Raw genomic sequence first — 26,838 nt, 5'->3', positions numbered from 1 at the left:
TTCTGTCTGCTTGATCAGGAAAGTGTTTTTTCCAGGGATAAATCTGAAAAACAGGTCAGCTGTCACATAAGTGCAATTTGCAACTGTACCTGTGTGTATTCACTGCAATCGATACACATGTGTAGGCGTTTTATCTGCTTATGTGCATTTTTTAGGCTAAAGCACTTATAGCCAGTACAGTTGAGTTCAAAACAGGCTAAACAGTTACAAAGCAAACTATCTATTTATGCTGCAATTTCATCCAGCTGTGGCTACAGCGAAGCGGGGGCAACGGCAATAATTCTCCCATCGCAACACACCACTGACCCGCCACAAGCGGAAGGATGACCATCATGGAACGTACCCTCAGTTCCGACCTGTTTTTCGATCACAGCCAGTCCACCGGCTCCAGCGCTCTGCCGCTGCGTATGCTCGCCTCTGTTCTGCAATGGCAGCGCCGCGTTGTTAGCCGCCGCCAGCTTGCTCGTCTGGACTCCCGTCTGCTCGCAGACGCCGGTATCAGCGAAGCACAGCGTCACGCAGAGCTGAGCAAGCCTTTCTGGCGCTAACTGCTGCCCAGACACCGATTTCTGCTCCTCCCTTTATGGGATTTTTGAAAGCTCCAGCGCCCTGCGTGCTGGGGCTTTCTTTTTATGTGGCGGGAAAAGTGCCCAGGCAATGGCTTGGCTGTAACAGTCTGCTGCTCTGTTAAGCAGTACAGTTCTTTTCAAAAGCTAACTGCGCCATAACAATTCCTGTGCGCTGTCTCTGCATCTGCTGCTCCCGCCCGCGCACCATAGGCTGCCCTCTTCTGTCTCTGACAAGGAATTGCGCCATGGAACGCACGCTTAAACACCAGCCCTCGCAAAACATTCAGGTAAATCAGCCGCTCTGGTTACGCGCCTATGCAGCGCTGTGCGGCTGGCAGCGCAATATGCGTACCCGCAGCCAACTGGCGCGCCTCGATAGCCGCCAGCTGGCCGATGCAGGTATCACCGAGGCGCAGCGGCAGGCTGAGCTGGCCAAGCCGTTCTGGCGCTAAGCCGCCTGGCAACCAACCCGTACAGTCAGGGTCTACACTGAACTCGGCCTGTCTGTTGGGCCTTTTCAGGAGTGTGGATATGAATGCGATAAAGACCTTAAGCCTTGCGGCATTACTGGCGCTGGCCGGCACGGCAAGCGCCACCAGCTTTGTGGTCACCACCGATGCGGTGGTCGGGGCGGTTGGGGCGACCTCGGAAGCGAGCTCCGATGTGTCCTCGTCCTTTACTGATGACAAGATCGTGTTGGCCGCCCGCGACGACGCTGCTGCGTTTGTCGCCAGTCAGGGCAACATCCGTGGGGTGCGCCTGGAGGCCGCTCTGCAGCATATTCGTCAGCAGGTGCCGACGCTGCAGGGCGACGATATGCAGTTGGCGACGGCCATCCTTAGCCTCTGAGAACCTATTTACGATCTGCTGCGCGTCGGTCCTGCGGCGTTAAAAGCAGGCTCGGAAGCCGCTTGCGGCTAACGCGCTTCAGCGCGACCCCGAAGGGGCGAGTGAAACGAGTAATGCTTATGTACAACTCGTACACTCCGCGTGATTCGCTTCGCTCACCCTGCGGGCCAGCCGTTGGCTGTTACTCCGCTACGCTGCGTTTCTCGCCTGCTTTTGCCTTGCATGACTCTAGCTCGCGAGCTCCTAAACAGGAGCTGGGTATGTGTGCCGCCAGCGCTTGGCCAGAAGCGCTGGCGGAACTGTGTGGCACACTGCCCGTCTAAGCCAGTCCAAACGACGTGATGGCTGATTATTGGAGATGCATATGCGCCCTATCTTGCTCAGTGCCGTAGTTGCAGTTGTTCTGTTCAGTGCCACTGTACAGGCGCAAACCCTGGTGGCGACCAGCAATATCATCGTACGCGCGCTGGATCGCACCTTCGATTTCACCTCGGATACCACCACCTCGGTGCGCGACTCGAAAGTCGTACTCGCGGCGCGTGACGATGCGGCCAGCTTCGTCGCCAGCCAAGGGCAGATCCGTGGCGCGCAACTGGAAGCCGCCATCGGCACCATCCGCAGCCAGGTGCCTGAGGCGCAAGGTGCTTCCGACCTGGTATTGGCCGAAGCCATCCTGGCGCTGTGAGTTGGCCGCGTACCTGGCTGTTTGGGCTGGCGTTACTGGCCAGCACCTGCAGCCAGGCCGAGTTGCGCCTGCAGCTCGCGGGCGCCGAACTCAGCCCTGCTGAGCGCCAGGCCAGCCAGCAACTGTTGCATGACGCGCTGGCCGCCTTGCCGCCACAGCTCAAGCAGCGACTCGACCGCCGCGTTAGCGTGCGCTGGGGCGCTCTGCCTGCGCAGGTTTATGGTCGCGCTGGGCGATTCAGCGGTATCGAGCTGAACGCCAAGTTGCTGCCGGCGTTAAGCGATGGCAGCAGTGCCACCGCCCTGACCTCACGCCTCCATGGCACTGTGCGCCGCGAACTGCTGGCGACCGTGCTGCATGAAATCACCCATTTATATGACCGCGCCCGGCTCTGGCCGCAGGCAGAGCGGCAGCTGCAGCGCCAGTGTCGCCAGCGTGAACAGAGCCTCGGCGCCGTTGGCTTGCCGGATGACTGCCGCGGTCAGACGGCGCGGCGCTTTACCCTGAGTGATGACCCGCTGCTGCTCGATCTGGCCGGCTGGCCGCAGCAGGTTGGTCGGCGCGGCGCGCGCGAGCAGAACAATCACCAAGTCGCGCGCAGCCCGGACAGCTACGAGCTGAGCAACCCGCGCGAGTTTCTCGCGGTCAACATGGAGTACTTCCTCCTCGACCCCAGCTACGCCTGTCGCCGGCCCTCGTTGGCGCGTTACCTGAGTGCGCACTTCGCCTGGACACCGGCGAATCAGCAGCCCTGTGCCGAAGGCTTGGCCTACCTGAATGCCGGGCGCGACTTCGCTCGCCAGCCGCTGGGCAGCATCGACCCGCAGCGCGTTTATCAAGTGGATTACCTGCTGGCCGAGGCCAACGACGCGCTGGCCAGTCGCTGGGGGCACAGCATGCTGCGCCTGGTCATTTGTGCGCCTGGCCGGCCGCTGGGGCCGGACTGTCGGCTGGATCTGCAGGAGCATCTGGTGCTCTCCTACCGCGCCTTTGTCGGCGATGTACAACTGTCCAGTTGGGATGGTCTGACCGGTGTTTATCCGTCGCGGCTATTTGTTCTGCCGTTGGCTCAGGTGATCGAGGAGTACACCAAGGTTGAACTGCGCAGCCTGGCCTCGGTACCGCTCAAGCTGGATCGCACGCAGCTTGAACAACTGGTCACCCGCGCCGCCGAGCAGCACTGGAGTTACGACGGCGACTACTGGTTTATCTCCAACAACTGCGCCGTGGAAACCCTCAAGCTGCTGCGCAGCGGCAGCCAGCACCCGCGCCTGCATGCGCTCGACAGCATCATGCCCAACGGCCTGCTTGACACCCTGGTGGCCCGCGATCTGGCCGACCGCAGCGTACTGAGCGACTCTGCCGAGGCGCTGCGCGTGGGTTATCGCTTCGACTCGTTCCGTGACCGCTATCAGGCCATGTTCAGCGTGCTGCAGGCGCAGTTGCCGATCAAGCAGAAGCAGGTCGAGGACTGGTTGAGTCAGCCCGCCGAGCAGCGACAGCCCTGGTTCGTCCGCGCCGATCTGCGCACCAGCGCAGCCCTGCTGCTGCTCGAACAGGCGGCGTTACGCCGACAGCTTTTATTGGCTCAGGATGAGCTTAAACGCCGTTACCTGAGCGGCCGTGACGGTGTTGACCCGACATTGAACAAGGCCGGAGGCGCGCTGCAGCAGATCCTCGCCAACAGCGGTTTTCTCAGTCGCCCGGCCGAATTGCTTGAGGGCGGCTACGGCCTGCCGCAGCGCGCCGAATGGCAGCGCCTGGAAAGCGAAAGCCAGGTGCGTCAGCAGCAGCTGCGTCAGCTCAGTGATGACCTCGACCAGGAAGTGCGCACCCTGCTGGAGCCGGCGCGTCTGGCCGAGCTACAGGCCACTGAGGCCAACCTGGCGCAGCTGGGTAAGCATCTGCGCGCGCTGCACAAGGCTGGCGGCGGCCTGCAGCTGCCCTGAGGATTTAGGTCAAGGTGTGCAGTGGGCCGGTGGCAGTACGTCTTTGGCCGCCTGATTGGTCATTACCTGTAGCTCGGCAGCGTTGCGTGCCGTGAAGACCTGACCGCCAGTGGCGGCGGCCAGGCAGTTGCCCGCTCCGGTGCCGAGAATATCCACTACGTTGATCTTCAAGTGTGGCTTGCTGCGAGCCAGGGACTGCGCCACGGCACAGGGGTCCTGGCGGCAGCTTTCGCCACCGTCTGAAACCACCAGCATGATCGACTCACGGTTGACCCCGTCGAGCATCTGCCCGGCCTTGGCAATACCATCGGCCAGCGGTGTGCCCTGTACCGGGCGTATGCCGTTCAGGCGCGAGATCAGATTGCCGCGCTGGCTCGGGGTGAAGAAGCCAACACTGCGCGCGCCCGGACAATCCTCCACCAGCACCAGGCCGGCATTCACGTCACTGGGCAGCCTTTGCACCACAGCGGTAGTGGCTTCCCGTGCAGTGGTGATGCGCTTCGGCTCGCGGAACAACCGCTGCATGGTGTTTGGCGCGTTGCTGCCTAGCAGCAGTTGCGTGGCGATGTTGGCCACACCCTGCACCATGGCGGCTTGTTCGATCTCCTTCTCGGTGGCAAGCATGCTGATATCCATGGAACCGGATGCATCGAAGACGATGACTATTTCAGGGGCCAACTCTTTCGGGCGTTCGTCCGGGCAGAGGTTCTTGGCGTTGGTGATCAGTTGTTCTTTGCAGTTTTTCGCCAGGTTGTCCTCAACCTGCTTGCGCAGGGCCGCGTTGTCCTTGAGCAGTGGTTCGTCTTTCTGCATTGCCTGCAGCGCCTTGCAGTCGCGGGCGATGCCGTCGATGCGCTTTTTCAGCCGTTCGGCCGGGTCGGGCTTGGGCTCTGGTTTGGGCTCCGGTTTTGGCGGTGGCACCGGCTCTGGCTCTGGCTCAGGGATAGGTTTCGGCTCAGGCTCCATGGGCTCTTCGACAACAGGTTCCTCGGCCACCGGCTCGGGTTCTGGCTCGGGTTCTGCCGCTGGTTCTTGCGCCGTGACAGGTTCTTGCGCCACGGGAGGTTCTACCGGAGGCACTGGCTCTGCCTTGTCGCGGCAGAACAGCCACCACCAGAGCGCGGCGAGCAGGGCCAGCACCAGCAGCGCCAATAGCAGCCACAACCACCAACGGCGTTTGCGCGGTGCTGGCTCGCCGGCTTCAATCAGTGGCGTGGCGGTTCCGGCAGCTGCTGCGGCCGCCAGCGAGGGTGGTGGTGGCGGAGGTTGGCCACCGCCCCAGAAGGTCACCAGCGGCTGGCCGTTGAGTGAATACAGGGTTGCGGTATCCGGGTGGCTGGCCGCCTGGCGCAGCAACTCAGCCTGACGCACTCCGTCACCGCCCTGGCTGTCCAGCTGTTTGGCCAGTTCCTCGATGGAGGTCAGTCGCTCGCTGAGTAGATGGCGTACCTGCTGTTGCTCGCCCTCACTCAGTTGGTTGAAGGGCACCGGCTGGCCGCCGAGGTCCGAATACCACTCCACGATGTTGCCGTCAGCCTGCTTCGGTTTGGCAAACAGCGCGGCGGTGCTGGGTGGTAGATGGCGGCGCAGGATTTGCGTCAGCTCGCCATAGCCGGTGAGTGCATCTGCTGCACTGCGGGTTTCGGTGGACAGGCGAGAGATGCGCTGCATGGCGTTGGTTTACCTGCTGGAGGGTTCAGTAAAAACCCGCCACCGGGGTAACCGGTAGGCGGGCCGTAACTCGAGGATCAACGCAGGCCAAGATCGCCTTCAAGGCTGGACACCTTGTTGCGGAGCTTTTGCAGTTCATGCTGCTTTTGCAACATGGCTGGATTGTCCTGCTGATTGATGGTGTTCAGGTCTTTCTCAATACCTGCGATCTCCGCTTCGATGCGCTGGTTCCCCTTGGCTCTGCTTTTCAGCTCATTGAGCAGCGCGGTAAGGGATTTGTTGAGCGCCGCATATTGCTGCTGCTGGCTTTTCAGGTCGCCTTTGACGGCTGATTTTTCCAGCTCAATCGACGCATACACCTCACGGAACAGTTGATTGGTCTTTTGCTCATCGAGAAGGACCTTTTCCTTGTCATCCACTCGCTGTGAGTAAACCCCCTGGGTGTTGCAGCCAAACTTGGTGGCAAACCCTGCGTCGGCATTGCGCGGGTCACACTGTTCTGCGGTGACTGCGCAGCCGCCAAGCGTGGCGGCTGCGCTCAGAAGGATAAAAGCGCGTGCGAGTGACATAGCGAATATTCCTTAGCCCAGTTGGATGGAGGAGCGTTGCTGATAGAGCTGATCGATTTCCGACTCCAGCTGGGCAACCTGCTTCTGCATCTTGTTGATTTCAGCATCCAGGGTGTCGGTACGGGCACCGCTGTTGCGCTCAGCCGCGGCGACTTTCACCCACTCCTGTTGCTTGGAGCGCACATCGGCCAGGGTCTTTTTCAGGTAGTTGGTGTTGGCATCAATATCAGCAATCTGCTGCTGGGCCTGGGCGCGCTGAAGCTTGTTACTGGCGATGTCTTGCTTGATCTGCTGAATTTTGCGCTTATCGTCGGCGATTACGCTGCGAGCCGTATCACTGAGGGCGGTCAGCTCTTGATTGTCCTTGCGCACGTCGGCAATGGTTGCATCGAGGCGATCTTCGGCGTTGGCGTATTTGCTGCGTTGATTATCCAGGTAGTAGTTGGCCCCCATACCTACACCGCAGCCGACTAAGCCGGCGGCAATCATGCATTGGGTTTTTTCACTGGGGTTGCCGAGTTGGCAGGCCAGAGCGCCGACCAGTGCGCCACCGGCACAGGCTTGCCAGCCCGACTTGCTAAAAAACTGAGCCGAATTGCTGTTGACCAGGCGTGGGTCTGCCGGAGCGGCACTGCTGGAGCCGGTGGTCTGGCACCCCGTCAGCATCAGGAGCAGGCTCACTGTCGCCAGTTTCATGGGGTTAGCCAGCATGGTTACTGCGTTCATGTCTGCGTCCTTGGTTAAATCGATTTGCAGGAGTCTAGCCACTGGCTGCGTGCCACTTTGCCGTTCTTCATGTAGGCCGAGAGGTTTTGCCAGTGGTTGTTCAGGTAGTCACGGAGGTTGCTTTTGCTACGTGCGGTCATCTGTTGAGCGACCATGGCCACCTGCGGTTCGATGGTGGCCGGGGTGTAGTTGAGCCCTGTGCTGACGACGCTGTCGGCGTAATAGTTGAGCATGAAGTCCAGCACTTTGCGGTGCCCTTCCAGCTGTTCCTTGCGTGCCTCGCAGCGGCTGGCCGGCTCTTCGCTGTTGGCACCACAGCTGCGCTCGAAGTTACCCTCAAGGGTATCCAGGAACAGGCCATCGTCTTTCAGTTTAGTGCAGAGGAAAGCCCCCAGTTGCAGCTCTGAGCGAATCGCCTGATCGCGCTGCTCATCGCGAGCCTGGCTGTTGGCGCGCAGGTCGTTGCGCAGTTTTTCCAGCTGCTGCTTGAGCGCGTCATCTTCAACCGTGTTGGCGATGCTGCTGATCTCAGCGACCGGGTCGGCGCGTTGATCCTTGTTCTCGGTCGCTTTGCCGGCGGCGGGTGTGCCCAGTTTCTTCCAGTCCTGCTCGACCTGCTTGATGCGCTCGCGCGAGGTCAGCACTGGAGCCACCAGGGCCAGGCGCACGCCGCTGGTTTTCAGCTTGGTCTGCGCGCTGGCGCTGGCCCCACCGGCAGAATAGTACGGCTGCTCCTGACGCAGGGCAGTACGCAGTTCGGCTTGCGGGACCAGGTAGTTGCCGCCGCGCACGATGTAACCACCGGCCTGGCCATGCTGGCGATCCAGTTTGTTCAGGCGGAACGGCTCGAAGAGCATTTCATCGACGTTACCCAGCACATCGTGCAGGCCCAGCGGATTGGGTTTGAGCAGGCCGGTGAACTGCAACTTGCCGTTGGCTGATTGCGCGCCAGCAAACCAGGCATAGCCGCCCAGGCCGCCGTCCGGGGTGGGGAAGCGGATGTCGCGAAATTCAGCCTGAGAAACTGCCATGCCGCCACGGGCGGCAAACTCCCACTCTGCTTCGGTGGGCAGACGCAGGAAGCCTGCGGCACCGTCCTCCTTGGGTAGTTTGGCTGCAGCATTTTTGCGCAGCCACAGGCTGTATTTATCGGCAAAGGCGGTGGCGTCGAACCAACTGATGCCCACTTGCGGCAGGCGCAGCTTGGCCGAAGGTGTCGGGCAGGTGTCGTTCATCACCGCCTGATACTGCAGCTCGTTAAGTTCGTACTTGGCCAGCAGGTAATAGCGGCCCGGTGCCGGCTTCTGCACGGTAAAGCTGCCGGCGATAAAGCTCGGTCGGGCTTGCTCGATATAACCCCATTCATCGCTGTCCTGGCCCAGGGTCACGCCGTAATCACCCATCGGGCTGGCCACCGGCACCTGCACTTTACGCAGGGTTAGGGAGCCTTCGCAGGGCATTGGCAGAGTGACGTCCTCATCCGCCGGCTTGGGGTTGTAGTACTTTTCTTCCCAGGCGGCCTGGGCGCTCAGGCTACAGGTGGCCAACAGCACGCCACCCAACAGCGCCGCACCGCTTGCGTTAGAGGTCACGCAGGCTTTCAGCCGGTTGAATGTGAATCGCACGAAAACCTCCTACAGCCGCCACCAGAATGGCGAGCAGCAATGCGCTGGCGAAGGCCAGCAGAATATGAATATTTTCCAGCTTGCAGACGAAACCATCGCCCACCAGATTGTTACCCAGCGCGCTGTTGAACACGCTGCTGCCGATCAGGTACGCGCCGTAGCCAAGGGCAAATGCCAGGCAGGTCAACAGCGCCGCTTGCACCATGATGTACAGCCCGGCCGCCGAGCGCTGGAAGCCCAGCAGGCGTAGCAGGGCGAGGTCTTTGCGTTTGCGGTCGATGTTGGCCAGAAAGGCACCGATCAGCGAGGCTACGCAGCCGATCACCGCAGTCCAGGCGATTACCGCGAAGATCAGCCCGAGTACATGGCTGATGGCTTTGACTGATTCGATCTCGGCGGCGCGGGTGCTGCTTTCAATCCGTTCGCCTTCCAGCCTGGCGGCGATGGTGGCGACATCGTCCAGACCTTGCGCGTAAATCCGCGCGCGGGCGTAACGCTCACGAACGGGCGCTGGCGTACCGCTGTCGAACCCGAATTGCGGCACGGCGTAGCCGTCGCGAAAGTTCTCCATGGCCACCAGCAGGTCGAGGTGAACCAGTACGGCCGGACGGGTAAACAGGTTGTGCTCCAGCACGCCGCCGACGGTCACGGCATAGTCGCCGCGCTCGTTGTTACCCTGCAGTTTGCGCAGCACCAGCAGGCGCATCTGATCGCCGCTTTTCACGCCAAGTTTGCTGGCCGCGCTGGCGCTGAGCAGCACCTGTTGCTGAGTGGCTGGAGCCGGCAATGTGCCGATCAGCGGGTCACCGCTGGCGCTGGGGATGACTTCCGCGTTGGCGACAAAATGCTGGTTGTCGCGCATCAGGTCGGCGGTGGTATTCAGCGAGCGGGTCAGCGGAATGACGAAGCCAACACCCGGCTGGTTGCGCACCTGCTCGAACCAGTCGCCGGCAAGGTTGTAATTGCCCAGCATGCGCACTTCCAGATTACGCGGGTCGCTGAGCAGTTCGTTATTCAACTGCGACACCACGCCGTGCTTGAGGCCGAACAGCAGCAGCAGCGGCGCGATCACCGCCACCAGCGAGGCGACGATGCACAACGAGACCTTGCGGTCGTGCCACAGGTCGCGGGCGGCCAGCTCGACCAGCAGAAGCAGGCTGGGGCGTCGTTTAGACGGCGTCATGGAACACCGTGCCTTTACCGTCGTGCAGCGTGCCGACGACATTGCGGATGCCGCAATCGCGGACCAGGTCCCAGTCGTGGGTCACCAGCAGGGCGGCAATCTGGAAGCGTTGGACGATCTCGATGATCAACTCGAACAGGTTGCGCGCCTGATGCGGGTCCAGGGCCGCGGTGGGTTCATCGGCCAGCAGCAGGTCCGGCTCGTGGGCAATGGCGCGGACGAAAGAGCAGCGCTGACGTTCGCCGATGGACAACTGCGCCGGGCGCTTCTCCAGCAACGTTTGCAGGCGCAGGCGAGCGATGGCTTCTTCTACCCGTTCGCTTTTTGCCGGTAGACCGAGCATGCGCCGGGGCAGCTCGATGTTCTGCCGCACGGTGAGAAAGGGCAGCAGGCCGCCCGTTTGCAACACAAAGCCGAGGCGTTGAGCGCGGATGTCCGCCAGCTGCGATTGCTGATCGGCCTGAACCAGAGCCGCGACATCCAGGCCACCGGCATCCCCCAATTGATAGCGACCGAGCTGTTCCGGGCGCAGGATCAGGCCGATGATTTCCAGCAGGGTGCTTTTGCCGCAGCCGCTGGCACCGGTGATCGCCGCCACCTCACCGCGCGCTAAGGTCAGGCGCGGCAAGCTGATGCGGTAGTCGGCGCCACGGCGGATGCTCATGTTCTCAATCTGCAGCATGGCTTAGGGCAAGGCCTCCAGCGGCACCGGGTAAACGTGCTCGCGGGCGTCGCTGCCTGGGGCCAGAGACACCCAGCGGTCGGCGTCGGCGTTGTAGCGCTGGTAGTACTTGAGCTTGGTGTTGAGGCGGCGGATGAATTTCTCCTGATCGAGCCCTTCCATGCCTTTCCAGGTCTCCTCATCCAGGCTCAGCACGTCGCTGAGGTACGGCAAACCGTCGAGGTACTCGGCCATCAGGCCCATGTCGGCCACCTTGATGGTCTTGTCCTTGAGCTGGTTCGGGTCTTTACCCATGGTGGCAGCCACCGAGCGCAGGCGCTCGAACATGTCGTTGGGGGAGATCAGGCCTTCGTTGGCGGCATCGGCGATCTGTTTGACCACATCGCTGAGGTCGCTCAGTTGGCTTTTGGTCATCAACACGCGTACGTCGGTGGTGGGCACGTTCTGCTGGACGAAGTCGCGGTCACTGATCCACGCCTGGAATACCGGAGGCGCGCTGGCACCGGTTTTCTCGCCGAGGTAGGCCAGACGCATGGCGTGGCCGAGCAGCGCGGCATCCTCAACAATGGCTTTGTCCGTTGCGCTGTCGCCTGCGTATTTAGTATCAGCCCCCAGCGCACTGCCAGCGGCCATATCGCCACGGTAGGCGGCTTTTACCTGGGCGGTAATGGCGTCGCCCAGGCTGTCGACCATGGAGCCGAAGCTGTCGACGTTACCGGCATCCACCGGGTAGTACAGCGGCTTGTTGAGGAAGGCGTTGGTTGAGAGGTCGGTGTACTGCGCTTCGGCGGAGGCGTGGTTCTTCGCGCCGCTCGGGGTTTTCAGATGCAGGCTGTAAATCGCCACGCCGCGGTATTTGGCTTCCAGACGCACCTGCTCGGCGCTAAGACCGGTGCTGGAGAGTTTGTTGTCACCGTCCAGTGCGCCGGCATCGGTGACCAGCACAATGTAGCGCGCGCCAAATTCATTCCATTTCACCTGATCCAACGCCTGCATCACGCCAGCGTAGGTGTCTTCGTCGAAGCTGCTGCTCGATGCGCTGGCCTGTTTCAGCTCGGCCACTTTGGCGAGGAAGTCCTTGCCGTCTTTCACCGTGCTCGGGTCAGCGAACATCTTGCTGGTGTATTCCAGTTGCGGTACCGCCTTGGTGCTGGAGCGGTACGCCACCAGACCGAACTTGACCTGATCGAGGAGTTTTTCCTGTTCGATCTGGCCGTAGATGCGTTTCACCGCCTCACGGGTGCGGTCGATGTAGGGACCCATGGAGATGGTCGAGTCGATCACGAACACCACTGCCGCGCTGAAGCCTTTGAGGGTATTGGCTTCGTTGGCGGTGGCGTTGCTGGCGTCGGCCTTGCTCTTGTCGGAGGGCTCGGCGCTGACTGAGGCGACGTTCAGCAGACGCACCTGAAAGCCTTTTTCGGTGTACACCTCTTCGGCATCCAGCACCGGCAGCAGGTAAAAGTTTTTCGCCAGATCAACCGCGTAGTCCGGCTCGCGGGCGACCACGGCCGGGTCGCGACCCTTGTCTTTCATATTGTTCTGAATCGGCTTGAGCAGCGGTGTCGGGTCTTCCTTGGCGAACAACTCTTCCAGCTTGGCCTTGTCCTTGAAAAATAGCAGCGGATCACGTCCGGCCGGGTTGGTCAGGGCCAGGGTCATCTGCATTTTCCAGTCCACGGCGCAGTCGGCCTTGATCCAGCCGACGGTCTTACCGTAGCTGTCCGGGCCGACTTTCAGCCATTCGGCGTTGCCCGATTGCTCGCGCTGATAGACGTAGAAGCGGGTGAACGCTGGCTGAGCCTTGCCGGCAGTGGCACCTGCGCTGTCAGCAAGCTGGCAGCTGGGCGTGGTCAGCACGCGCTGGTAGAGGGTCTGCTTGCCTTCTTGCAACAACGGTTTGTCGTTGGCCAGTGCGGGCGCAGCCAGGCCACTGAGCAGAAAGCCGGCGATCAGAGGCAGGTTGAATGGACGTACAGTCATTTGCGCAGTGCCTCCAGGCGTTGGCTGGCTTCCTGGTTGGCCGGATCGTTGTTCACGGCGATTTCGTACCAGTAGGCGGCTGTTTCAGCGTCAGCCGCTTCGATGCAGCCACCGCTCTTGAAGTGCTGCGGGTCGTATTCGCGGGCATAGGCGAAGGCCACGGCGGCATCACCGGCTTGCGCCTTGTGCGCATAAATACGCTGGACCACGCCGCAGCGTTTGGCCTCTTTGGCGGCGTTGACCACCGTCAGAACTTGCTCGCTGCTCGGGCTGGATTTCAGGCAGGTCTGGATAAACACCAGGTCGTCTTTACCTTCGCTCAGTGCTTCAGGGCCGCACGGCAAGGCATTGCTACTGCTGGCCGAGGCCGGGCTGTTGGCTGACGATGTTGCGTCGGGCGTGCGCAGGAAGAACCACCAGGCTGCTGCAGCCAGAGCGACCAGCAGCACCACAATCAGCAGAATCAGCCACAGCTTGCTGCCGTTCTTCTCGGGCGCGACGGCCGGTTGGCGAGGCTCGGGAATGATCGGTTCTGGCTCAGGCTCCAGCTCGAGCGTCAATTCGGGTTCTGGCTCAGGCTCGGGCAGGGGTTGTGGCTCGGGTTCGGGCTCCGGTGTGGGCGGCACGACGACCTGAGCCGGACGCTGGGCACGCTTCTCATCGTTGAGGGAGTTACCGGCGGCCATGGATGAGAGGATTGCCCCGATGATCCGTACCACGCCCTTGTCGCTGCCGTCGGTGTTGCGCAGTTGCAGCATGTAGGCCATTTGCGGGTCTTGCATCAGCGGGTCGATCAACCAAGGGCCGACTTCGCCGTTGAGCACCTCATCGTTGAGGCTCAGGCTGTCGAGGGGATGCCATACCGGGTTGCTGTCCCACTGGCCATTGGCGGCCAGGTAGCGGCCGTCCTGGTTGCGTTGCACGGTCAGTTCGAGGCCGTCAGTGTCTTGCGCCCAACCATGGATGGTCAGTTCGCCGTGGCCGGGTTGGCCACTCTGTGCGGCCTTGAGTTCGATTCTCAGCATGACTTATTCCGTCCGATTAGCGTGCAGGGTGGCCAGCACCTTGCCCAACGCTTCGTTCTGTTCTGGTGTAATTTCCCGACCGGCGCTGTGCCCGGCGTTGTCTTCGGCAACCTTGCTCAGGGCCACCAGCCAGTCACCGACATAATTGCGGCTGTGCTCCAGTGGCTGCGGCGTCAGCTCCGGCAGCCTGCCGGGGGCAATCGCCGGTGGGGCCTGGAACAGTTTGGCGCCGTGCTCGATGCGGCTATCCGGGCGCAGTTCCAGCGGCATGTCGATAAAGCCCAGCCAGCCGATAAAGTCACCCAGTAGGGTTTTCGCAGTGAGCACCTGACGCCCTGCCAGTTGTTCGCGTTTGGTGCCAATTTGCTCGGTGCTGACGATTGTCCGCAGCAGGCGTTCTTGCAGATTTAGGCGGTTGGCGGCCGTCACCAACTCGTCGACCAGTGCCTCAACTGCAGGTTTGGAAAAGCCCAGGAAGGTCAGCAGGCGCACGTCTTCCGGCAGATGGCGCAGATGGCTGATCCATTCGCGCAATACGGCCTGGGCAAAGCGCGCATCGCTGCCGGTGGAGCGCACGGCGTTGCTGGCGGTCGGCGCGGCCGGCACATCGCCAAACAGGCTGAAGCCGTCATCGCTGGCGAAGTCATTCCCCAGGTTGAGTGCCCCGCCGCTGGCTGGACCATCCGCAGTTTTTTCGCTGGTTACTGGCTGCGCAGCATCTTCGCCCGCGTTGAGGTAGAGGCCGCGTAGCAGGTCGTCCGGTAGCTGCATTTTTTGCAGCAGCTCACCCAGCAAAACGCGGCGCGGCCAGATCATTTCAAAGATCTGTTGCGCGATTTTGCGCTTCTTCTCCAGCTCGCCAGCGCCTTCGGCCTGGAACCAGTGGCCGAGGCGGTTATCCAGCAGGTGCACGACTTCATCCAACTGCTCACGGATACGCCCAAGCTTCACTTCACGCAGGGCCACGCCGCGCAGGTACTGGCTGATCCGGCTCATGCCGCCGTCGTTCAGTTCCAACATGGCAGCCCAGGCCTGCGCGGGCTGATGGACATGCCGCTGCACGGTTTCGTCTTCAGCGAAGGTGTTGTGCATCAGCGTCAGTGAATCCTGGGACGCGGTGTTGATGCCGATTTCATTGCCATCCAGCACATCGAGGAAGGTCACCTTCATGCGTGGCTTGCGCACCAGGAAGGTGTTGTTGAACGGCTGATTGTCTGTCCATTCTTGCAGCCAGGTGTACTGGCCGAAGCGTTCGAGCATGGTCATCTTCATCATGCCGCCGCTGCCCCAGCCTAGGCGCAGCAGGTCCTCGCCCTTGTCGAGGTCGCTGGTGATCCGCATGTCGAACATGGTAATGGCCCACAGCAGGCCGGGTTTGCGCAGGGCGCGTTCTTCCGGTTTGGCCCCCTGGGTTTTTTCAATCCAGCGGGTCAGTACCGGGCCGACAGCGGTGACATCCGACTGCTTGTTGGACGGCGTGCAGACGATCAGCACGTTCATTTCCTGGCTGTCGGTGTAACGCTCGAACAGGTAAGCCACCTTGCCGCGCAGAATCAGCTGCGCCACCGGGCTGGCTTCGTCACTGCTGACGGCGCGACGCACGTCGTCCAGCGACTCCACCGAGAGGCGACCGCGATAGCCGGGGAAGTCGAGCAGATCGACCTGCTCGAACAGCGGATCGCTGGTCGGCTCCACCAGTGGGAATACCAGCTCGGCAGTCAGTACCGCGAGCTGGGCCAGGGTCAGTTCAACCGCAGCTTGCAGCTCGCCGTTGCTGAATGGGCGTACGCTGACGGGCTTGTCGCTGTCACGGCCAAGGCGCTCCAGCATGTCGACGTTCATGATGCTGTCGGCCTGCGACAGGCCTTTGTCGGTTTGCCGTACCAGGGCATCGAGCGGCGCAAACACGCGGTCGGCGTTGCCCAGGCGGCTCAGGGTTTTGGCGAAGCTCAGGTAAGCCTCACTGAGCTCGTCGATTTCACCCCAGAAAATCGAGAACAGTTTGCTGCGGTCTTCCAGGCTCAGCCATGGCGCGAGTTCCACCGCCGCTGGCCAGTAATAGCCGGCCAGGCCGGAAATGGAGGCCGGGAAATTGTCTTGCAGGTAGTCCCACAGGGCGACCACATCATCTTCGCTGACGCCCGGCACCTGGCTGAGCTGGCGACGTTTGCCCAACTCTTTGAGCAGCTGACGGATGGCGCTTTCGTCGAGGCGATAGAGCACCTTCTCGGTGTTGAAGTCGTTGAAGAAGGAGTTGGCCAGTACCTTGGCCAGTTCCACTTCGGCAAACAGCTTCAGTTCCAGCGGAAAGTCGTTCGGCCCTGGCTTGGCGGTGCGGCTGAAACGGGTCACCAGACCTGTAGCTTCCTTGCCGCCACCGGGCGGGTTGACGTGGGTGAGGAAGTCCAGCCGACTGCCGCCAAAATCGGTTTCCAGCTTGCCGTTGGCACCGGCTGCGAGAGTCGAGATCAGGTAGGACTTGCCGGCCTGGGACAGACCGAAGAAGCCCACGGTCATCGGCAGGTTGGAAACCCCGCCCAAACGATCGGCAGTGTTGCGCACACGGCGCAGGCTGAGGATCAGGTCGTCTGCTTCGTTATCCAGGCGCGGCGCTGTGCGGCGCACGTCGTTGATCCAGCGAATCGCATCGCCGGCACCGCTGTGGATGGCAGACCAGTGTTGAGTCAGTTGCTCAGGCGAGTTACTCATTTGCGAAACACGCTCCCGCTGTCCAGCCAATATTGCGACTCACCCAGCCCGGCATCGGCCAGGGTGTTGAGGCGTAAACGAATATGCGCACGGCTGACCGAACCGCCGTCGGACTCGGCACCGAGGAACTCGAAGCTTTCGCTGCCCTCCGCCGGGTTGCGCGATGGTTTGATGCCCAGGCGCACTTTCAGTACCAGCCCTTGGGAGGCCACTTGCTCACGCAGCTTCTGGTTTTCGATGCTGAGGATATACAGCGGCGCTGCGGACCAGCGCTCGTCGCCCAGTTGGCGGAAGCCCAAGCGCATGGTGCCGCGCATCTCGAAGGTCTGATCCGGCAGTTGGTATTGCGGGTCATCCAGGTCGATGTCGCGGAAGTAGACGTTGCCGTCCTTGATCACGTTGTTGTTATCCAGCAGCCCCAGATGCTTCAGGGTCGAGTACGGCGTGAACGCCGCCGAGCGGAAGAAGAAGTTGGGTAGGCGCAGACTGCGGCTGAGCAGACAAAGCATGGCGCCCACCGCTGCAGTTGTTTTCGGGTCTTCAATACGATCAAGCTTGTTGAACGGATACCAGCCGCCGGTGCGGTACTGGTTCAGCGGCAGGATGCGTCCCGGTGGCAGCGGCAGCAGCTTGCGGAACAGCGCCTGTACGCCCGGCAGGCGCGAAGGTCGGCCGGTCAACAGAAGCACATCACAGGGGTAGTTGTAGACCACTTCGCACAGCGCCTTGATGGTCTTGCCGATGTTCATCCGGTCGGTAATAAAGGCTTCGTGAATGCGCCGCAGGTTTACGTTCAACACCACGTCCAGCAGGCTGAACGGTTTGCTGCCCGCGCCCAAATGACGGCGCACCGCCCCCGTTACATAGTCCAGTACATCGTCGGTGGGACGTTCGTCGCCCAGCAATTCACCGAAGCTGCCACTGACCAGCGTGCCGGCATCCAGCGGGTCATATTGCTCGTATGCTTTGAGCAGACGCAGGCCAATCGGGCTGAACAGTTGCAGGGTGAGTTGCTGGCGCAGTACGCCGTCCTGCACGGTGAGTGGCTCATTACCGATCAGTTTGGACAGCAGCGCGTCGGGGTTTTCCACGCCGGCCTGGGTCAGCGCTGCGCTTAGCGCGGGCAGGACGAACTGGCGGATCACGTCGAGCAGGATGTCGTCACCGGCCACCTTGAACCCATCACGAAAACGCTGGGACGGGGTGATGTAGACGTTACTGCCGACGCCATCGTCGAGGCGGTACTCGGTGATCACCAGGTCAGTCGTACCGCCACCGATATCGATCGAGCCGATAGTCAGGCGGTTTTTATGTGGTTGATCCGGGCGTGCCATGGCGGCGAAGAACTCTTCCGGGCGGCCGGCAAAGTTGTTCTGGGTTTCGTTGAACAGGTACACCACCTGGCCACAGGTGGCTTCGTCCCATTGCACATGCACTTCGGGCAGAAACGGCCAGGCGGTTTCGCGGCTCTTGGCATCCTTGATGTTGATCGGATCATCTTCCGGGTGCCAGCCGAGGCTTTTCCATACCAGGCCGATGGCCTGCTCCATGCATTTGGCGAAGATCTCTCGCTCAGGTTTGGGCATGGACGGCGGCACGGTGAGGATGATCGAGCGCAGGTGGCGCGGTACCCGCGAGTGGCTCATGCGCAGGCGCTGGGACGGGCTGTTGATCTGCATCAGCGCCTGGGCCAGCACTTCGCAGAGCATGAAGGTCATCAGCGAGCTGCGCGAGTAATGCGGGTGGAACACCGGCATGCGCTCATCGAACGGCAGGCTATACAACGCCTGGCCTTTTTCATTGATCAAACTGGCGACTGGCGCAGCAGTGGCGTGGGGTTCGCTGTCGGCTTTGACGTAGGCGCAGTTGAAGCGCCAGCCGGGCTCGTAGTTGTCTTCGTCCCACAGGTAGCGTTTCGGGCTGGACAGGCCGGTGGAACCTTCGGTGCCCCGGCGACGGCTGGCCAGGCGTCCAGCTTCGCGGCCGACACGGGCGATGGTCGGCCACTGGAAGGCCTCGCGGCGGCCACTTTGTACCGAGAAATGATCCTTTCCGAACACGGCCTGGGCGAACTCGATGCGGCTTTCGAAAGGCTCGGGGTAAACGTGCTCGGGCTGGGTCAGGTCGCGCAGCTCCAACTCGTAGCGTTTGCTCAGGCCGTCGTTTTCCTGCGGGTGGTCTTCGATCAGGATGCCGCAGGTGCGCGAGTTGCCGACGTCCAGCACCATGTCCACAGGAATGGCTTTGTGCAGGTCGCTGTCGCGGTTGGAGACGACTTTCATCTCCGGCACGGTCAGGGCGCTGCCGAGAATATGCAGGAGGTTGAGGTAATGCGCCTGGTGGTACAGCTCCTGGCATTCGTTTTCGATGTCATCCAGTTGCATGCGCACGGGCGGTAGTTGCGCCTGTTCGCTGAACACTTCGCGCAGCCAGTCGTTGACCCAGCCGAGGTCGAGGAACCAGCCCATTTCGTTGGCTTGATGGGCCAGGGCGAAGGACGCGCCGGCGCGCACGTCATCGCTGGTCGGCGCGAGGTAGGCGGTGTCGCTGCGGCTGGCGAAAACTTTGGTATCGAAGGCCAGGGTCACGCGGTGGGTGTGGCCGTCCGGGTCTTCGCCGGGCTTCAGTTCAACGATGCGCACCCGCGCCCAGTTGGACGGGCCATCATCAAAGCGCCGTGGTGGGTTGAACCGGAAGAAGGGCAGCGGCAGCCACAGGCCTTTGAGCAGGCGTACGGATTGATCCACTGTCACGCTGTAGGCCGGACTTACGGCCTGGCCGGGAGCGGCCGGGTGATAGAACTGGTTGCTCCGGTCATCGAACAGCAGACGCGCCAGTGGGCCGTCTTGACGCTGACGAACGAACTCGCCGGGTAGTTCGCGGCGCAGTTCCAGGGTGATGGGGAAGTCCAGAAACTGGACGCCACTGCCCATGATCAGGGTGATTTTTTCTTCGTAATCCGTTCTTTCTGGAAACATAGTGCTGTTCTTCCGCCCCTGTTCTTTCGCCTAGGCGCCTGACGTCAGCTGTGCTGGGGTCAGGCTGCGTTGCCATCCATTCCACTAAGCCACAGGCCATGTGCGCCACAGCCAGCCCGTAGTGACAGGCCGTGTGGAATCAGCTCGCGGCTGTTCGCCTGCGCTGATCCGCTTCATTGCACCTTGCCTGTTCTTTGCTCAATACACGGTAATGACCGTTACTGTTCGCCTTGTCGCATCGACATGGGGAACTGCTGGTTTTCGTAGTTGCCGGAGCAATCCGCGGCGCTACGGTTGTCTGGGCTGCAGGTTACTTCCGGCAGTTTGTAACTGCTGCCGTCATTGCAGGCCGCTTGGCCCTGATTATTGATCGCCAGTTTGCCGCCCTGCATGGCGGCGTTAACGGTTCCAGAACATTCAACGCCATCACCACGGCGGACCTTGACCTGGCCTTTACCGTCTTTGAAGTCGTATTCCAGCTGCATCGGTTTGCCGGTTTGCGCATCCTGAATCCCGGCACCGGCTTTCCAACTGCCGTTGAGGAATTCAGTGGAGCCGGTTTCCAGCGCTTGCGGCGGAATGCTCAGGTCTTGTGGTACGTCGCGGCCGGGCGGTTGTTTGCGCGGCTGTGGCTGGCCTGTTTCGGGATCAATAGGCGGTTGCTCGCCAGGTTCTTCGCCTGCTGGTGGCGTTGACGCGTCTGCGCCGGGTTCTTCGCCAGCAGGCTCTTCACCAGGAGCGGCGGGCTGTTCATCTTCATCGGTAGGCAGTTGCCCATCAGGTAATTCGCCTTCCGCGGGTTGACCGCCTGCTAATTGTCCGTTGATGTCGCCCTGGCCCGTGATCACGCCGTTTACCCCACCCAGATTGACGCTGGGCAGATCCACGCTACGAACGTGCGCAAGGCCCGGCAGGTCGATTTGGTCCAGGCCCAGTGGCAGCGGCACGCTCGGTGCACAAGCGCGCAACAGCAACAGCAGTAGCAGAAGCAATAACAGCAGGGGCAACAGCCACAGTAGCCAGCGCCACCAAGGGCGCTTGGCTTCTATTACTGGAGCGGCTGCAAGTGGTGCGGGGCTAACTGGCGGCGCTAGCGGTGCCGCATTAGGCACGGGTGGGCGCAGGCATAGCAGCGGGTCGTGGTCGTAGGTGCCGGCATTATCGGTAAAGCCCCAGAAGGAAATGACCGGTTTGCCGTTGACCAGATAGACGTGATCGCTGTCGGGGAAATGGACGGTCTTTTCCAGTAGGCGGCCGAAGATCTGCTTTTCGCGGCTCTGTACGTCATTGCGCATGCTGGTGCTGGTGCTGCCCAGTTGCGCATGCATGGCATCAAGCTGCTGGTACGCGTCGCTGCGTTCTTCGGCGGTTGCGGCGGACCACGGCACCACATCACCTTCATCGGGTGCGTACCAGTCGATACGGTCACCGGTTTCATTGGGCTGGGGGATGGCCAGGCAACTGGCGGCCTCTCGCCCCATCTTCAGACGAATCGCTTCGCGCAGTTGCAGCGCGGCGGTGTACACCGGCTGGCCATCGACGCCGAGCGCCTTGAACTCCTGAAGGTTACCTGTGCGAAGTAATGCACCCGGCATGTGCGGTTATCCTTAGCCTAGATGGTCGTGAGATGCGCGAATCGCCGGACAGCGCGATTTAGCCTGCTCATCATGTCGGAACTGCTGCGTGTTGTCAGTGCTGTGAAAAAGCCTTTTGGAATCAATGTTTACAGGCGTCATTGGATACAAAATGTGACACAGGCGATGTTTTTAGGGAATGCTTTTCTGCGGCTACAACTGCGTCTCTTATCAGCTGCTGGGTCGTTATTATGAGAACGCTGTGCGCTAATGCGTAGGCGGCCAGCGTCGCAGATATTCCAAGTGCTTGAACCCATCCATTGAACAACGTAGTTCATCTTCCGGTGCGGATGGCAAGCCTGGTGCGCGCCGCCCAAAGGGTCTTCGCGCATAGGGCAGGGGCTCAGACCTATGCGAGGGTTTGCGGTCAGCGTGCTTTATTCGATGATCTCCTGCCTTTCTTCCGGCAGGTTAGGGTCCAGACTCAGCCAGGGCAGCCGGCTCTGCACCCAGATATGGCGATCCGCCTGCGCCAGTTCAGGCTGGTCGAGGGTGGCGATGGTGATATCCAGGCTGTGCGGGCTGAGGGTGGTGAACAGCGTCAGGTGCGCGCCGCAGGTTGGGCAGAAGCTGCGCGTACAGCTGGATGACGAGGCATATTCGCGCGCGGTGCCGGCTAGCCAGCGAAAGCTCGCTAGCGGCACCGTGATCCAGGTGGTGACGATACCGCCGGTGCTGCGCCGGCAGATCGAGCAATGACAGTGGGCGATGTCGCGCAGCGGCGCCGCAAACTCATAGCGCAAGGCCCCGCATTGGCAACCGCCTTGGTGGATATCGGACATAAGACGTCCTCGCCGGGATGCTCAGGTCAAGCAGCCTAATACCGACGTCTACCTTGCGTCACGCGATAGGGCTGACCAAGATTAGCGCTTACCACCACCGGGGGCTCCCGTGACTGAACTGTTGTTGGCCTTGTGGCCATTGTTTGCCTTGATCGTCGCCGGTTATTACCTGCGCTGTTGGGCGTTCCCCAATGAGGCGTTCTGGCCGGGTGCCGAGCGGCTGAACTACTTCATGCTGTTTCCCGCGCTGCTGTTCAGTAGCCTGGCCACGGCGCCGCTGGATAACCCAGCGTTGCCGCGCCTTGGGTTGGCCGTGTTGCTGGCGCTGGGCATCGCCTGGCTGGCGCTGCTAGTGGTGCGCCGCGTGCGGGGTTGGCCGGCGGGGCGTTTTGGGGCGTTCAGCCAAGGCATTCTGCGTTTCAATACTTATCTGGGTCTGGCAGCTGTTGGCAGCCTATTTGGCCAGGAAGGCCTGACCCTGGCGGCCATCATGCTCGCCCTGATGGTGCCGACGGTGAATGTGCTGTCGGTCTGGTCGCTGACCGCCGAGCGTGGCGTCAGTGCGCGTAGCCTGTTGCTGCCGATTCTGAAAAACCCGTTGATTCTTGCCTGCCTCGGCGGCGCACTAGTCAACCTCAGTGGTCTTGGCCTGCCGGGCGGCAGTGACCGGCTGCTCAGTCTGTTGGCTGCGGCCAGCCTGCCGCTGGGCCTGCTTTGCGTTGGTGCAGCGCTGAAGCCTGAACAGTTGGGCGGTGAGATTCCGGCACTGGCTTGCAACAGCCTGCTGCGTCTGCTGGCTATGCCGATGCTGGCCTGGGCGGTGGCCTATGGTCTGCACTTACCGGCGATGGAAAGCACCGTGCTGGTGCTGTTCTTTGCCCTGCCAACCGCGCCGACGGCTTATGTGTTGACCCGTCAGCTGGGCGGCGACAGCCAGTTGATGGCGGGCATCATCACCCTGCAAACCCTGCTGGCGGCGGCCAGTTTGCCGCTGTTGTTGCTACTGGTGGCGGGTTGATTCAGGTGCCGCGCAAGCTGCGCCACTGACGACTGGTGGTTGGTGATGCATGTAAATTACTGTATTCATATACAGTAATTTATGGAGTCAGCCCATGTCCGTTTCTTTGCCGCCGCGCGGTCGCGGTACCGCCAGTAACCCGCATAACCGCTTTGCCCCGCAGCGCATTATCGCCAGTGATGACGGCTGGTTTCAGGAAGTGCCGCCCAGCCGGGCGACCGAGGTGCGCAGCGAAACCGCAAAAAGCATCATCACCCGCAACCAGTCACCGGACCTGCCCTTCGACCGCTCGCTGAATCCCTACCGCGGCTGTGAGCATGGCTGCATTTACTGCTACGCCAGGCCCAGCCACGCCTACTGGGACCTGTCGCCGGGGCTGGATTTCGAAACCAAGCTGATCGCCAAAACCAATGCCGTGGCCCTGCTCGAACAGCAGCTGAGCAAGCCCGGCTATGTCTGTGCGCCGATCAACCTGGGCTCCAACACCGAACCCTATCAACCGATCGAGCGCCAGCACCTGCTGACGCGCAACAGCCTCAAGGTGCTGCTCGACTATCGTCACCCGGTCACCATCATCACCAAGGGTTCGCTGATTTTGCGTGACCTCGACCTGCTCACTGAACTGGCGCAACAGCGCTTGGTGGCGGTGATGATCAGCCTGACCACTTTGGATGATGAGCTTAAACGCATCATGGAACCGCGCGCCGCGGCACCGGCGGCGCGCTTGCGGGCGATTCGCGTGCTGCGCGACAACCGCATTCCGGTCGGCGTGCTGTGTTCGCCGATGATTCCGATGATCAACGACATGGAGCTGGAGCACTTGTTGACAGCGGCCAAGGAGGCCGGCGCGCAGAGCGCCAATTACATGCTGCTGCGCCTGCCGCGTGAAGTTGCACCGTTATTCGAGGAATGGTTGCAGGCGCACTACCCGCAGCGCGCCGAGCATGTGCTCAGCCTGATCCGTCAGAGCCATGGCGGCGCGCTGTATGACAGTCGCTTCGGCCAGCGTTTTCGCGGTGAAGGGGCGTTTGCCGAATTGCTCGCGCAACGTTTTGCCCTGGCCAGCAAGCGCCTGGGCCTGAATCGGCGTGAAGCGTTCAACCTCGACTGCTCACGTTTTTGCCCACCCGGTGGCCAGCTGGCGCTGCTCTAACCGGATCGCCAGGTGGGTGTTGCCGTTAGGGCCTGCGGCAGTAACACTTGGCATGTGACTTGCCAGCCTGCTTGGCTGTCGCTTTAGCAGGTTTTTTCAGGTTCAGAGGTCGCAAACATGCCATACAAGCATCAGTTGATTCCGCTGCAGGGGCGCACAGGCACCGAGAGTGCCGAGGAAGCCCTGCAGAGCATCGTCGATGGTTTCCAGCGCTTTCGCAGCGAGATCTTTCCGCAGCAGGAAGAGCTGTTCAAGAAGCTCGCCACCGCACAGAACCCGCGCGCGATGTTTATCACCTGCGCCGACTCGCGGGTGGTGCCTGAGCTGATCACCCAGAGCTCGCCGGGCGACCTGTTCGTCAACCGCAACGTCGGCAACGTGGTGCCGCCCTATGGGCAGATGATGGGCGGGGTGTCTACGGCTATCGAGTACGCGGTGATGGCTCTTGGTGTGCAGCACATCATTATCTGCGGGCATTCCGACTGCGGCGCGATGAAAGCCGTGCTCAACCCAGCTGACCTGGAGCGCATGCCCACGGTAAAAGCCTGGCTACGCCATGCCGAAGTGGCCAAGACCGTGGTGGCGGACAACTGCGGCTGCGCCGACCACACCACCCTGGGCATCCTCACCGAGGAAAACGTCGTGGCGCAGCTCGATCACCTGCGCACCCACCCCTCGGTAGCCTCGCGCATGGCCTGCGGCCAGCTGTTTATCCACGGCTGGGTGTATGACATTGAAACCAGCGAGATCAAGGCGTACGACGCGGAGAAGGGCGAGTTCCGCCTGATTGGCGACGGTCCGCTGCCGATGGCCACACCTCGCGCACGCTATCTGCCGAGCAGCTAGCAGGCTGCCGAAAAACCAACTGCATTGGCAAACGCGCGCTGGGTTTACGGTCAGTTAACCCGCCGCGCGGGTTTCATCCAGCTGCAGCTCAACCCCGAGTTGCCGCGACAGGCACGGCCAGCGCTGCCAGGCGGCGTCGGTCTGCGGGTTGTGCAGGCGTTCGCGGTAGGCCTGCACCGAGTCCTGGGCAAAGCTGGCAGCGTCGAGCATGCCGTCGACGGCATGGTGTACGGCCTCATCCAGCTGGTTGGCGAAGGCTTCGCCGATCAGCTGGTGGGCGATCAGGTTGGCCACCGTGGTATCCAGCGGAATCAACGGCGCGCCCAGGTGGGTGATGTAGCGATCATTCACTTCTTCTACCAGACGATGGGCCAAATAGGCTTCATCGAGTAATCCTTCCAGCCCTTCATGGCCGGCCATCAGCGCGGGTGGCTGCAGGAAGAACTGCTCGGCAACCTTGAGCACCGGTTTGATCTGCGCCTCGATTCCCGCTTCCTGCGACACCTGATGGGCGGCTTGCAACAGCTCCGGCACCTGCTCGATATAGGCGCTGACAAAACGCTGCAGCACGCCTTGGGTGTCTTCGTTGGGTAAGCGGATGGAGGGATGCAGTTGCCCCAGGTGGGCCTGCATCTGGCTGGCCAGGTGACCCGTACTGGCTTCGTGTTGGTGCGCACGCTGGATCAGTGCGTGCAAAGCGGCGATGTTCATGACTGCTCCTGAAATGAGGACATGGGCGAGAACCTTAGCTGGCTCAGCGCCTCGGCTAAGACCCGATTGTCATAATTATTAAACAGTTATGCGAGTCGGCTATATGCCGCAGCAGTCACCTCGGCCTATCCCGCGCCAGCCGCGGTCTTTAGCACGTGGCTTGCAGTGCGTTGCTCATTTCGGCTTTCGCGTTGCCAGGTGCAAGTCCGTGTCTATACTCGAACTCGAAAGGCAGTACCTGATAACTCCGAATCAGCGGTGGCATGGACAGCCCTTGCAGGCATTTTCACCGTGAAAATGGGTGATGGCTGAGCCACTGATCGATTCGGCGGGATAACAAGAAAAATTAAGGGGAACCCGCAATGATGCGACATCCACGAGTCTGGATGGGCCTCCTGTTGTGGTTGGTATTCAGCTCGGCACACGCCAGCTGGGGCTTCAATATGACGCCCGGTGCCACCGAGGTCAGCCGCTCAGTATTTGATTTGCATATGACCATCTTCTGGATCTGCGTCGTGATCGGCGTGATCGTGTTCGGCGCGATGTTCTGGTCGATGCTCGTTCACCGTCGCTCCACCGGCCAGCAGCCGGCGCACTTCCATGAAAGCACCACGGTCGAGATCCTCTGGACGGTCGTGCCGTTGGTGATTCTGGTGCTGATGGCGATACCGGCGACCAAGACCCTGATCGAAATCTATGACTCCAGTGAGTCGGAGTTGGATATTCAGGTAACCGGTTACCAGTGGAAATGGCACTACAAATACCTGGGTGAGGATGTCGAGTTCTTCAGCAACCTGACCACGCCCAAGGATCAGATAAACAACAAGGCCACCAAGGGTGAGCACTACCTGCTTGAGGTAGACGAGCCGCTGGTGGTGCCGGTCGGCACCAAAGTGCGTTTTCTGATCACCGCTGCCGATGTAATCCACTCCTGGTGGGTGCCGGCTCTGGCGGTGAAGAAGGACGCCATTCCCGGCTTTATCAACGAATCCTGGACGCGCATCGACGAGCCCGGCATCTACCGTGGCCAGTGCACCGAGTTGTGCGGCAAGGACCACGGTTTTATGCCGATTGTTGTCGAGGTGAAGTCGAAAGATGACTTCAGCGCCTGGTTGTCCGAGCGTAAGCAACTGGCTGCCGCCGAGAAGGAGTTGACCAGTAAAGAGTGGACCATGGACGAGCTGATGGTCCGTGGCGAGAAGTCCTATCAGACCAACTGCGCATCCTGTCACCAGCCAACCGGTGAAGGTCTGCCACCGATGTTCCCGGCGCTGAAAGGCTCGGCCATCGCCAAGGGGCCTGCTGAAGGTCATATCGCTATCGTGGTCAACGGCAAGCCTGGCACCGCCATGGCCGCCTTTGGCAAGCAACTCTCGGAAGTCGATATCGCCGCGATCATCACCTACGAACGCAATGCCTGGGGCAATGCGGTAGGCGACATGGTCACGCCGAAAGACATCCTCGCGTTCAAACAGGCTCAGGAGTAAGGAC

22 protein-coding genes are annotated in these 26,838 nt (G+C 61.3%); 9 read left to right on the top strand and 13 right to left on the bottom strand.

Annotated elements, in window-relative coordinates; all coding sequences use genetic code 11:
* Positions 1-332: 332 nt before the first annotated feature.
* From Q8M42_RS00335 to Q8M42_RS00315, 5 genes are all read left to right on the top strand, one after another.
* Positions 333-548, top strand: a complete 216-nt coding sequence (locus Q8M42_RS00335; RefSeq protein ID WP_090254359.1) for a DUF1127 domain-containing protein — start codon at positions 333-335, stop codon at positions 546-548.
* A 266-nt stretch (positions 549-814) separates the two neighbouring features.
* Positions 815-1,021, top strand: a complete 207-nt coding sequence (locus Q8M42_RS00330; RefSeq protein WP_304865721.1) for a DUF1127 domain-containing protein — start codon at positions 815-817, stop codon at positions 1,019-1,021.
* Between the two features lie 79 nt (positions 1,022-1,100).
* Positions 1,101-1,418, top strand: a complete 318-nt coding sequence (locus tag Q8M42_RS00325) for a DUF2388 domain-containing protein (protein ID WP_304865723.1) — start codon at positions 1,101-1,103, stop codon at positions 1,416-1,418.
* 364 nt (positions 1,419-1,782) lie between these two features.
* Positions 1,783-2,103 carry a DUF2388 domain-containing protein gene (locus tag Q8M42_RS00320; RefSeq protein ID WP_304865726.1) on the top strand — a complete coding sequence of 107 codons (321 nt, stop codon included), beginning with the start codon at positions 1,783-1,785 and terminating at the stop codon, positions 2,101-2,103.
* Positions 2,100-4,052 (top strand): DUF4105 domain-containing protein, encoded by a 1,953-nt coding sequence (locus Q8M42_RS00315; protein WP_304865728.1) that lies wholly within the window; start codon positions 2,100-2,102, stop codon positions 4,050-4,052. Before Q8M42_RS00320 ends, Q8M42_RS00315 begins: the two co-directional genes overlap by 4 nt.
* Before the next feature lie 9 nt (positions 4,053-4,061).
* Here Q8M42_RS00315 and Q8M42_RS00310 read toward each other — a convergent pair whose 3' ends face one another.
* The 12 genes from Q8M42_RS00310 to Q8M42_RS00255 all read right to left on the bottom strand — a co-directional run bounded on the left by Q8M42_RS00310 (position 4,062) and on the right by Q8M42_RS00255 (position 21,619).
* Entirely contained in the window at positions 4,062-5,723 is a 1,662-nt protein-coding gene (locus Q8M42_RS00310) for a VWA domain-containing protein (RefSeq protein WP_304865732.1), read from the bottom strand.
* A 77-nt stretch (positions 5,724-5,800) separates the two neighbouring features.
* A complete protein-coding gene (locus tag Q8M42_RS00305) occupies positions 5,801-6,292 on the bottom strand; it encodes a hypothetical protein (protein WP_304865735.1) in 492 nt (163 codons plus the stop codon).
* 12 nt (positions 6,293-6,304) lie between these two features.
* On the bottom strand, positions 6,305-7,018 hold the full coding sequence (locus tag Q8M42_RS00300; protein ID WP_304865738.1) for a hypothetical protein: 714 nt from the start codon (positions 7,016-7,018) through the stop codon (positions 6,305-6,307).
* A 14-nt stretch (positions 7,019-7,032) separates the two neighbouring features.
* Positions 7,033-8,565 (bottom strand): SUMF1/EgtB/PvdO family nonheme iron enzyme, encoded by a 1,533-nt coding sequence (locus tag Q8M42_RS00295; protein ID WP_304865902.1) that lies wholly within the window; start codon positions 8,563-8,565, stop codon positions 7,033-7,035.
* 34 nt (positions 8,566-8,599) lie between these two features.
* Positions 8,600-9,826 carry an ABC transporter permease gene (locus Q8M42_RS00290; RefSeq protein ID WP_304865740.1) on the bottom strand — a complete coding sequence of 409 codons (1,227 nt, stop codon included), beginning with the start codon at positions 9,824-9,826 and terminating at the stop codon, positions 8,600-8,602.
* Entirely contained in the window at positions 9,813-10,508 is a 696-nt protein-coding gene (locus Q8M42_RS00285; RefSeq protein WP_304865743.1) for an ABC transporter ATP-binding protein, read from the bottom strand. The genes Q8M42_RS00290 and Q8M42_RS00285 overlap by 14 nt, the downstream gene beginning before the upstream one ends.
* Positions 10,509-10,511: 3 nt before the next feature.
* Entirely contained in the window at positions 10,512-12,491 is a 1,980-nt protein-coding gene (locus Q8M42_RS00280; protein WP_304865746.1) for a vWA domain-containing protein, read from the bottom strand.
* On the bottom strand, positions 12,488-13,516 hold the full coding sequence (locus Q8M42_RS00275) for a hypothetical protein (protein ID WP_304865749.1): 1,029 nt from the start codon (positions 13,514-13,516) through the stop codon (positions 12,488-12,490). The genes Q8M42_RS00280 and Q8M42_RS00275 overlap by 4 nt, the downstream gene beginning before the upstream one ends.
* 3 nt (positions 13,517-13,519) lie before the next feature.
* Positions 13,520-16,225 carry a putative virulence factor gene (locus Q8M42_RS00270; protein WP_304865752.1) on the bottom strand — a complete coding sequence of 902 codons (2,706 nt, stop codon included), beginning with the start codon at positions 16,223-16,225 and terminating at the stop codon, positions 13,520-13,522.
* Positions 16,222-19,203, bottom strand: coding sequence for a virulence factor SrfB (locus tag Q8M42_RS00265; RefSeq protein WP_304865754.1), 2,982 nt, complete (start codon positions 19,201-19,203; stop codon positions 16,222-16,224). Before Q8M42_RS00265 ends, Q8M42_RS00270 begins: the two co-directional genes overlap by 4 nt.
* 218 nt (positions 19,204-19,421) lie before the next feature.
* Positions 19,422-20,798, bottom strand: a complete 1,377-nt coding sequence (locus Q8M42_RS00260; protein ID WP_304865757.1) for an SrfA family protein — start codon at positions 20,796-20,798, stop codon at positions 19,422-19,424.
* A 416-nt stretch (positions 20,799-21,214) separates the two neighbouring features.
* Positions 21,215-21,619 carry a GFA family protein gene (locus tag Q8M42_RS00255; RefSeq protein ID WP_304865760.1) on the bottom strand — a complete coding sequence of 135 codons (405 nt, stop codon included), beginning with the start codon at positions 21,617-21,619 and terminating at the stop codon, positions 21,215-21,217.
* A gap of 109 nt (positions 21,620-21,728) precedes the next feature.
* Here Q8M42_RS00255 and Q8M42_RS00250 point away from each other — a divergent pair, with 109 nt between their 5' ends.
* The 3 genes from Q8M42_RS00250 to Q8M42_RS00240 all read left to right on the top strand — a co-directional run bounded on the left by Q8M42_RS00250 (position 21,729) and on the right by Q8M42_RS00240 (position 24,636).
* The gene (locus tag Q8M42_RS00250) at positions 21,729-22,637 is read left to right on the top strand and encodes an AEC family transporter (protein WP_304865762.1); all 909 of its coding nucleotides are present in this window, start codon (positions 21,729-21,731) and stop codon (positions 22,635-22,637) included.
* A gap of 94 nt (positions 22,638-22,731) precedes the next feature.
* Positions 22,732-23,790, top strand: a complete 1,059-nt coding sequence (locus tag Q8M42_RS00245) for a PA0069 family radical SAM protein (RefSeq protein ID WP_305282817.1) — start codon at positions 22,732-22,734, stop codon at positions 23,788-23,790.
* Positions 23,791-23,907: 117 nt separating this feature from the next.
* Positions 23,908-24,636, top strand: a complete 729-nt coding sequence (locus Q8M42_RS00240) for a carbonic anhydrase (RefSeq protein ID WP_304865768.1) — start codon at positions 23,908-23,910, stop codon at positions 24,634-24,636.
* Positions 24,637-24,690: 54 nt separating this feature from the next.
* Here Q8M42_RS00240 and Q8M42_RS00235 read toward each other — a convergent pair whose 3' ends face one another.
* Positions 24,691-25,347: a hypothetical protein gene (locus Q8M42_RS00235; RefSeq protein WP_304865770.1), complete on the bottom strand. Its 657-nt coding sequence runs from the start codon at positions 25,345-25,347 to the stop codon at positions 24,691-24,693.
* A gap of 362 nt (positions 25,348-25,709) precedes the next feature.
* Here Q8M42_RS00235 and coxB point away from each other — a divergent pair, with 362 nt between their 5' ends.
* Positions 25,710-26,834 (top strand): cytochrome c oxidase subunit II, encoded by a 1,125-nt coding sequence (gene coxB, locus Q8M42_RS00230; RefSeq protein WP_304865773.1) that lies wholly within the window; start codon positions 25,710-25,712, stop codon positions 26,832-26,834.
* Positions 26,835-26,838: the final 4 nt, after the last annotated feature.

Origin of the sequence: Pseudomonas sp. (assembly GCF_030684895.1) — a bacterium.
Classification (GTDB): domain Bacteria; phylum Pseudomonadota; class Gammaproteobacteria; order Pseudomonadales; family Pseudomonadaceae; genus Aquipseudomonas.
Note: the sequence above shows the minus strand (reverse complement) of the source record. Positions and strands in the feature narration are given on the sequence as shown.

What these genes read in the sequence shown, in the direction of transcription:
- Q8M42_RS00335 (WP_090254359.1), top strand. Translation starts at nt 333, where the DNA reads ATGGAACGTACCCTCAGTTCCGACCTGTTTTTCGATCACAGCCAGTCC.
- Q8M42_RS00330 (WP_304865721.1), top strand. Translation starts at nt 815, where the DNA reads ATGGAACGCACGCTTAAACACCAGCCCTCGCAAAACATTCAGGTAAAT.
- Q8M42_RS00325 (WP_304865723.1), top strand. Translation starts at nt 1,101, where the DNA reads ATGAATGCGATAAAGACCTTAAGCCTTGCGGCATTACTGGCGCTGGCC.
- Q8M42_RS00320 (WP_304865726.1), top strand. Translation starts at nt 1,783, where the DNA reads ATGCGCCCTATCTTGCTCAGTGCCGTAGTTGCAGTTGTTCTGTTCAGT.
- Q8M42_RS00310 (WP_304865732.1), bottom strand. Translation starts at nt 5,723, where the DNA reads ATGCAGCGCATCTCTCGCCTGTCCACCGAAACCCGCAGTGCAGCAGAT.
- Q8M42_RS00305 (WP_304865735.1), bottom strand. Translation starts at nt 6,292, where the DNA reads ATGTCACTCGCACGCGCTTTTATCCTTCTGAGCGCAGCCGCCACGCTT.
- Q8M42_RS00300 (WP_304865738.1), bottom strand. Translation starts at nt 7,018, where the DNA reads ATGAACGCAGTAACCATGCTGGCTAACCCCATGAAACTGGCGACAGTG.
- Q8M42_RS00290 (WP_304865740.1), bottom strand. Translation starts at nt 9,826, where the DNA reads ATGACGCCGTCTAAACGACGCCCCAGCCTGCTTCTGCTGGTCGAGCTG.
- Q8M42_RS00285 (WP_304865743.1), bottom strand. Translation starts at nt 10,508, where the DNA reads ATGCTGCAGATTGAGAACATGAGCATCCGCCGTGGCGCCGACTACCGC.
- Q8M42_RS00280 (WP_304865746.1), bottom strand. Translation starts at nt 12,491, where the DNA reads ATGACTGTACGTCCATTCAACCTGCCTCTGATCGCCGGCTTTCTGCTC.
- Q8M42_RS00275 (WP_304865749.1), bottom strand. Translation starts at nt 13,516, where the DNA reads ATGCTGAGAATCGAACTCAAGGCCGCACAGAGTGGCCAACCCGGCCAC.
- Q8M42_RS00270 (WP_304865752.1), bottom strand. Translation starts at nt 16,225, where the DNA reads ATGAGTAACTCGCCTGAGCAACTGACTCAACACTGGTCTGCCATCCAC.
- Q8M42_RS00265 (WP_304865754.1), bottom strand. Translation starts at nt 19,203, where the DNA reads ATGTTTCCAGAAAGAACGGATTACGAAGAAAAAATCACCCTGATCATG.
- Q8M42_RS00260 (WP_304865757.1), bottom strand. Translation starts at nt 20,798, where the DNA reads ATGCCGGGTGCATTACTTCGCACAGGTAACCTTCAGGAGTTCAAGGCG.
- Q8M42_RS00255 (WP_304865760.1), bottom strand. Translation starts at nt 21,619, where the DNA reads ATGTCCGATATCCACCAAGGCGGTTGCCAATGCGGGGCCTTGCGCTAT.
- Q8M42_RS00245 (WP_305282817.1), top strand. Translation starts at nt 22,732, where the DNA reads ATGTCCGTTTCTTTGCCGCCGCGCGGTCGCGGTACCGCCAGTAACCCG.
- Q8M42_RS00240 (WP_304865768.1), top strand. Translation starts at nt 23,908, where the DNA reads ATGCCATACAAGCATCAGTTGATTCCGCTGCAGGGGCGCACAGGCACC.
- Q8M42_RS00235 (WP_304865770.1), bottom strand. Translation starts at nt 25,347, where the DNA reads ATGAACATCGCCGCTTTGCACGCACTGATCCAGCGTGCGCACCAACAC.
- coxB (WP_304865773.1), top strand. Translation starts at nt 25,710, where the DNA reads ATGATGCGACATCCACGAGTCTGGATGGGCCTCCTGTTGTGGTTGGTA.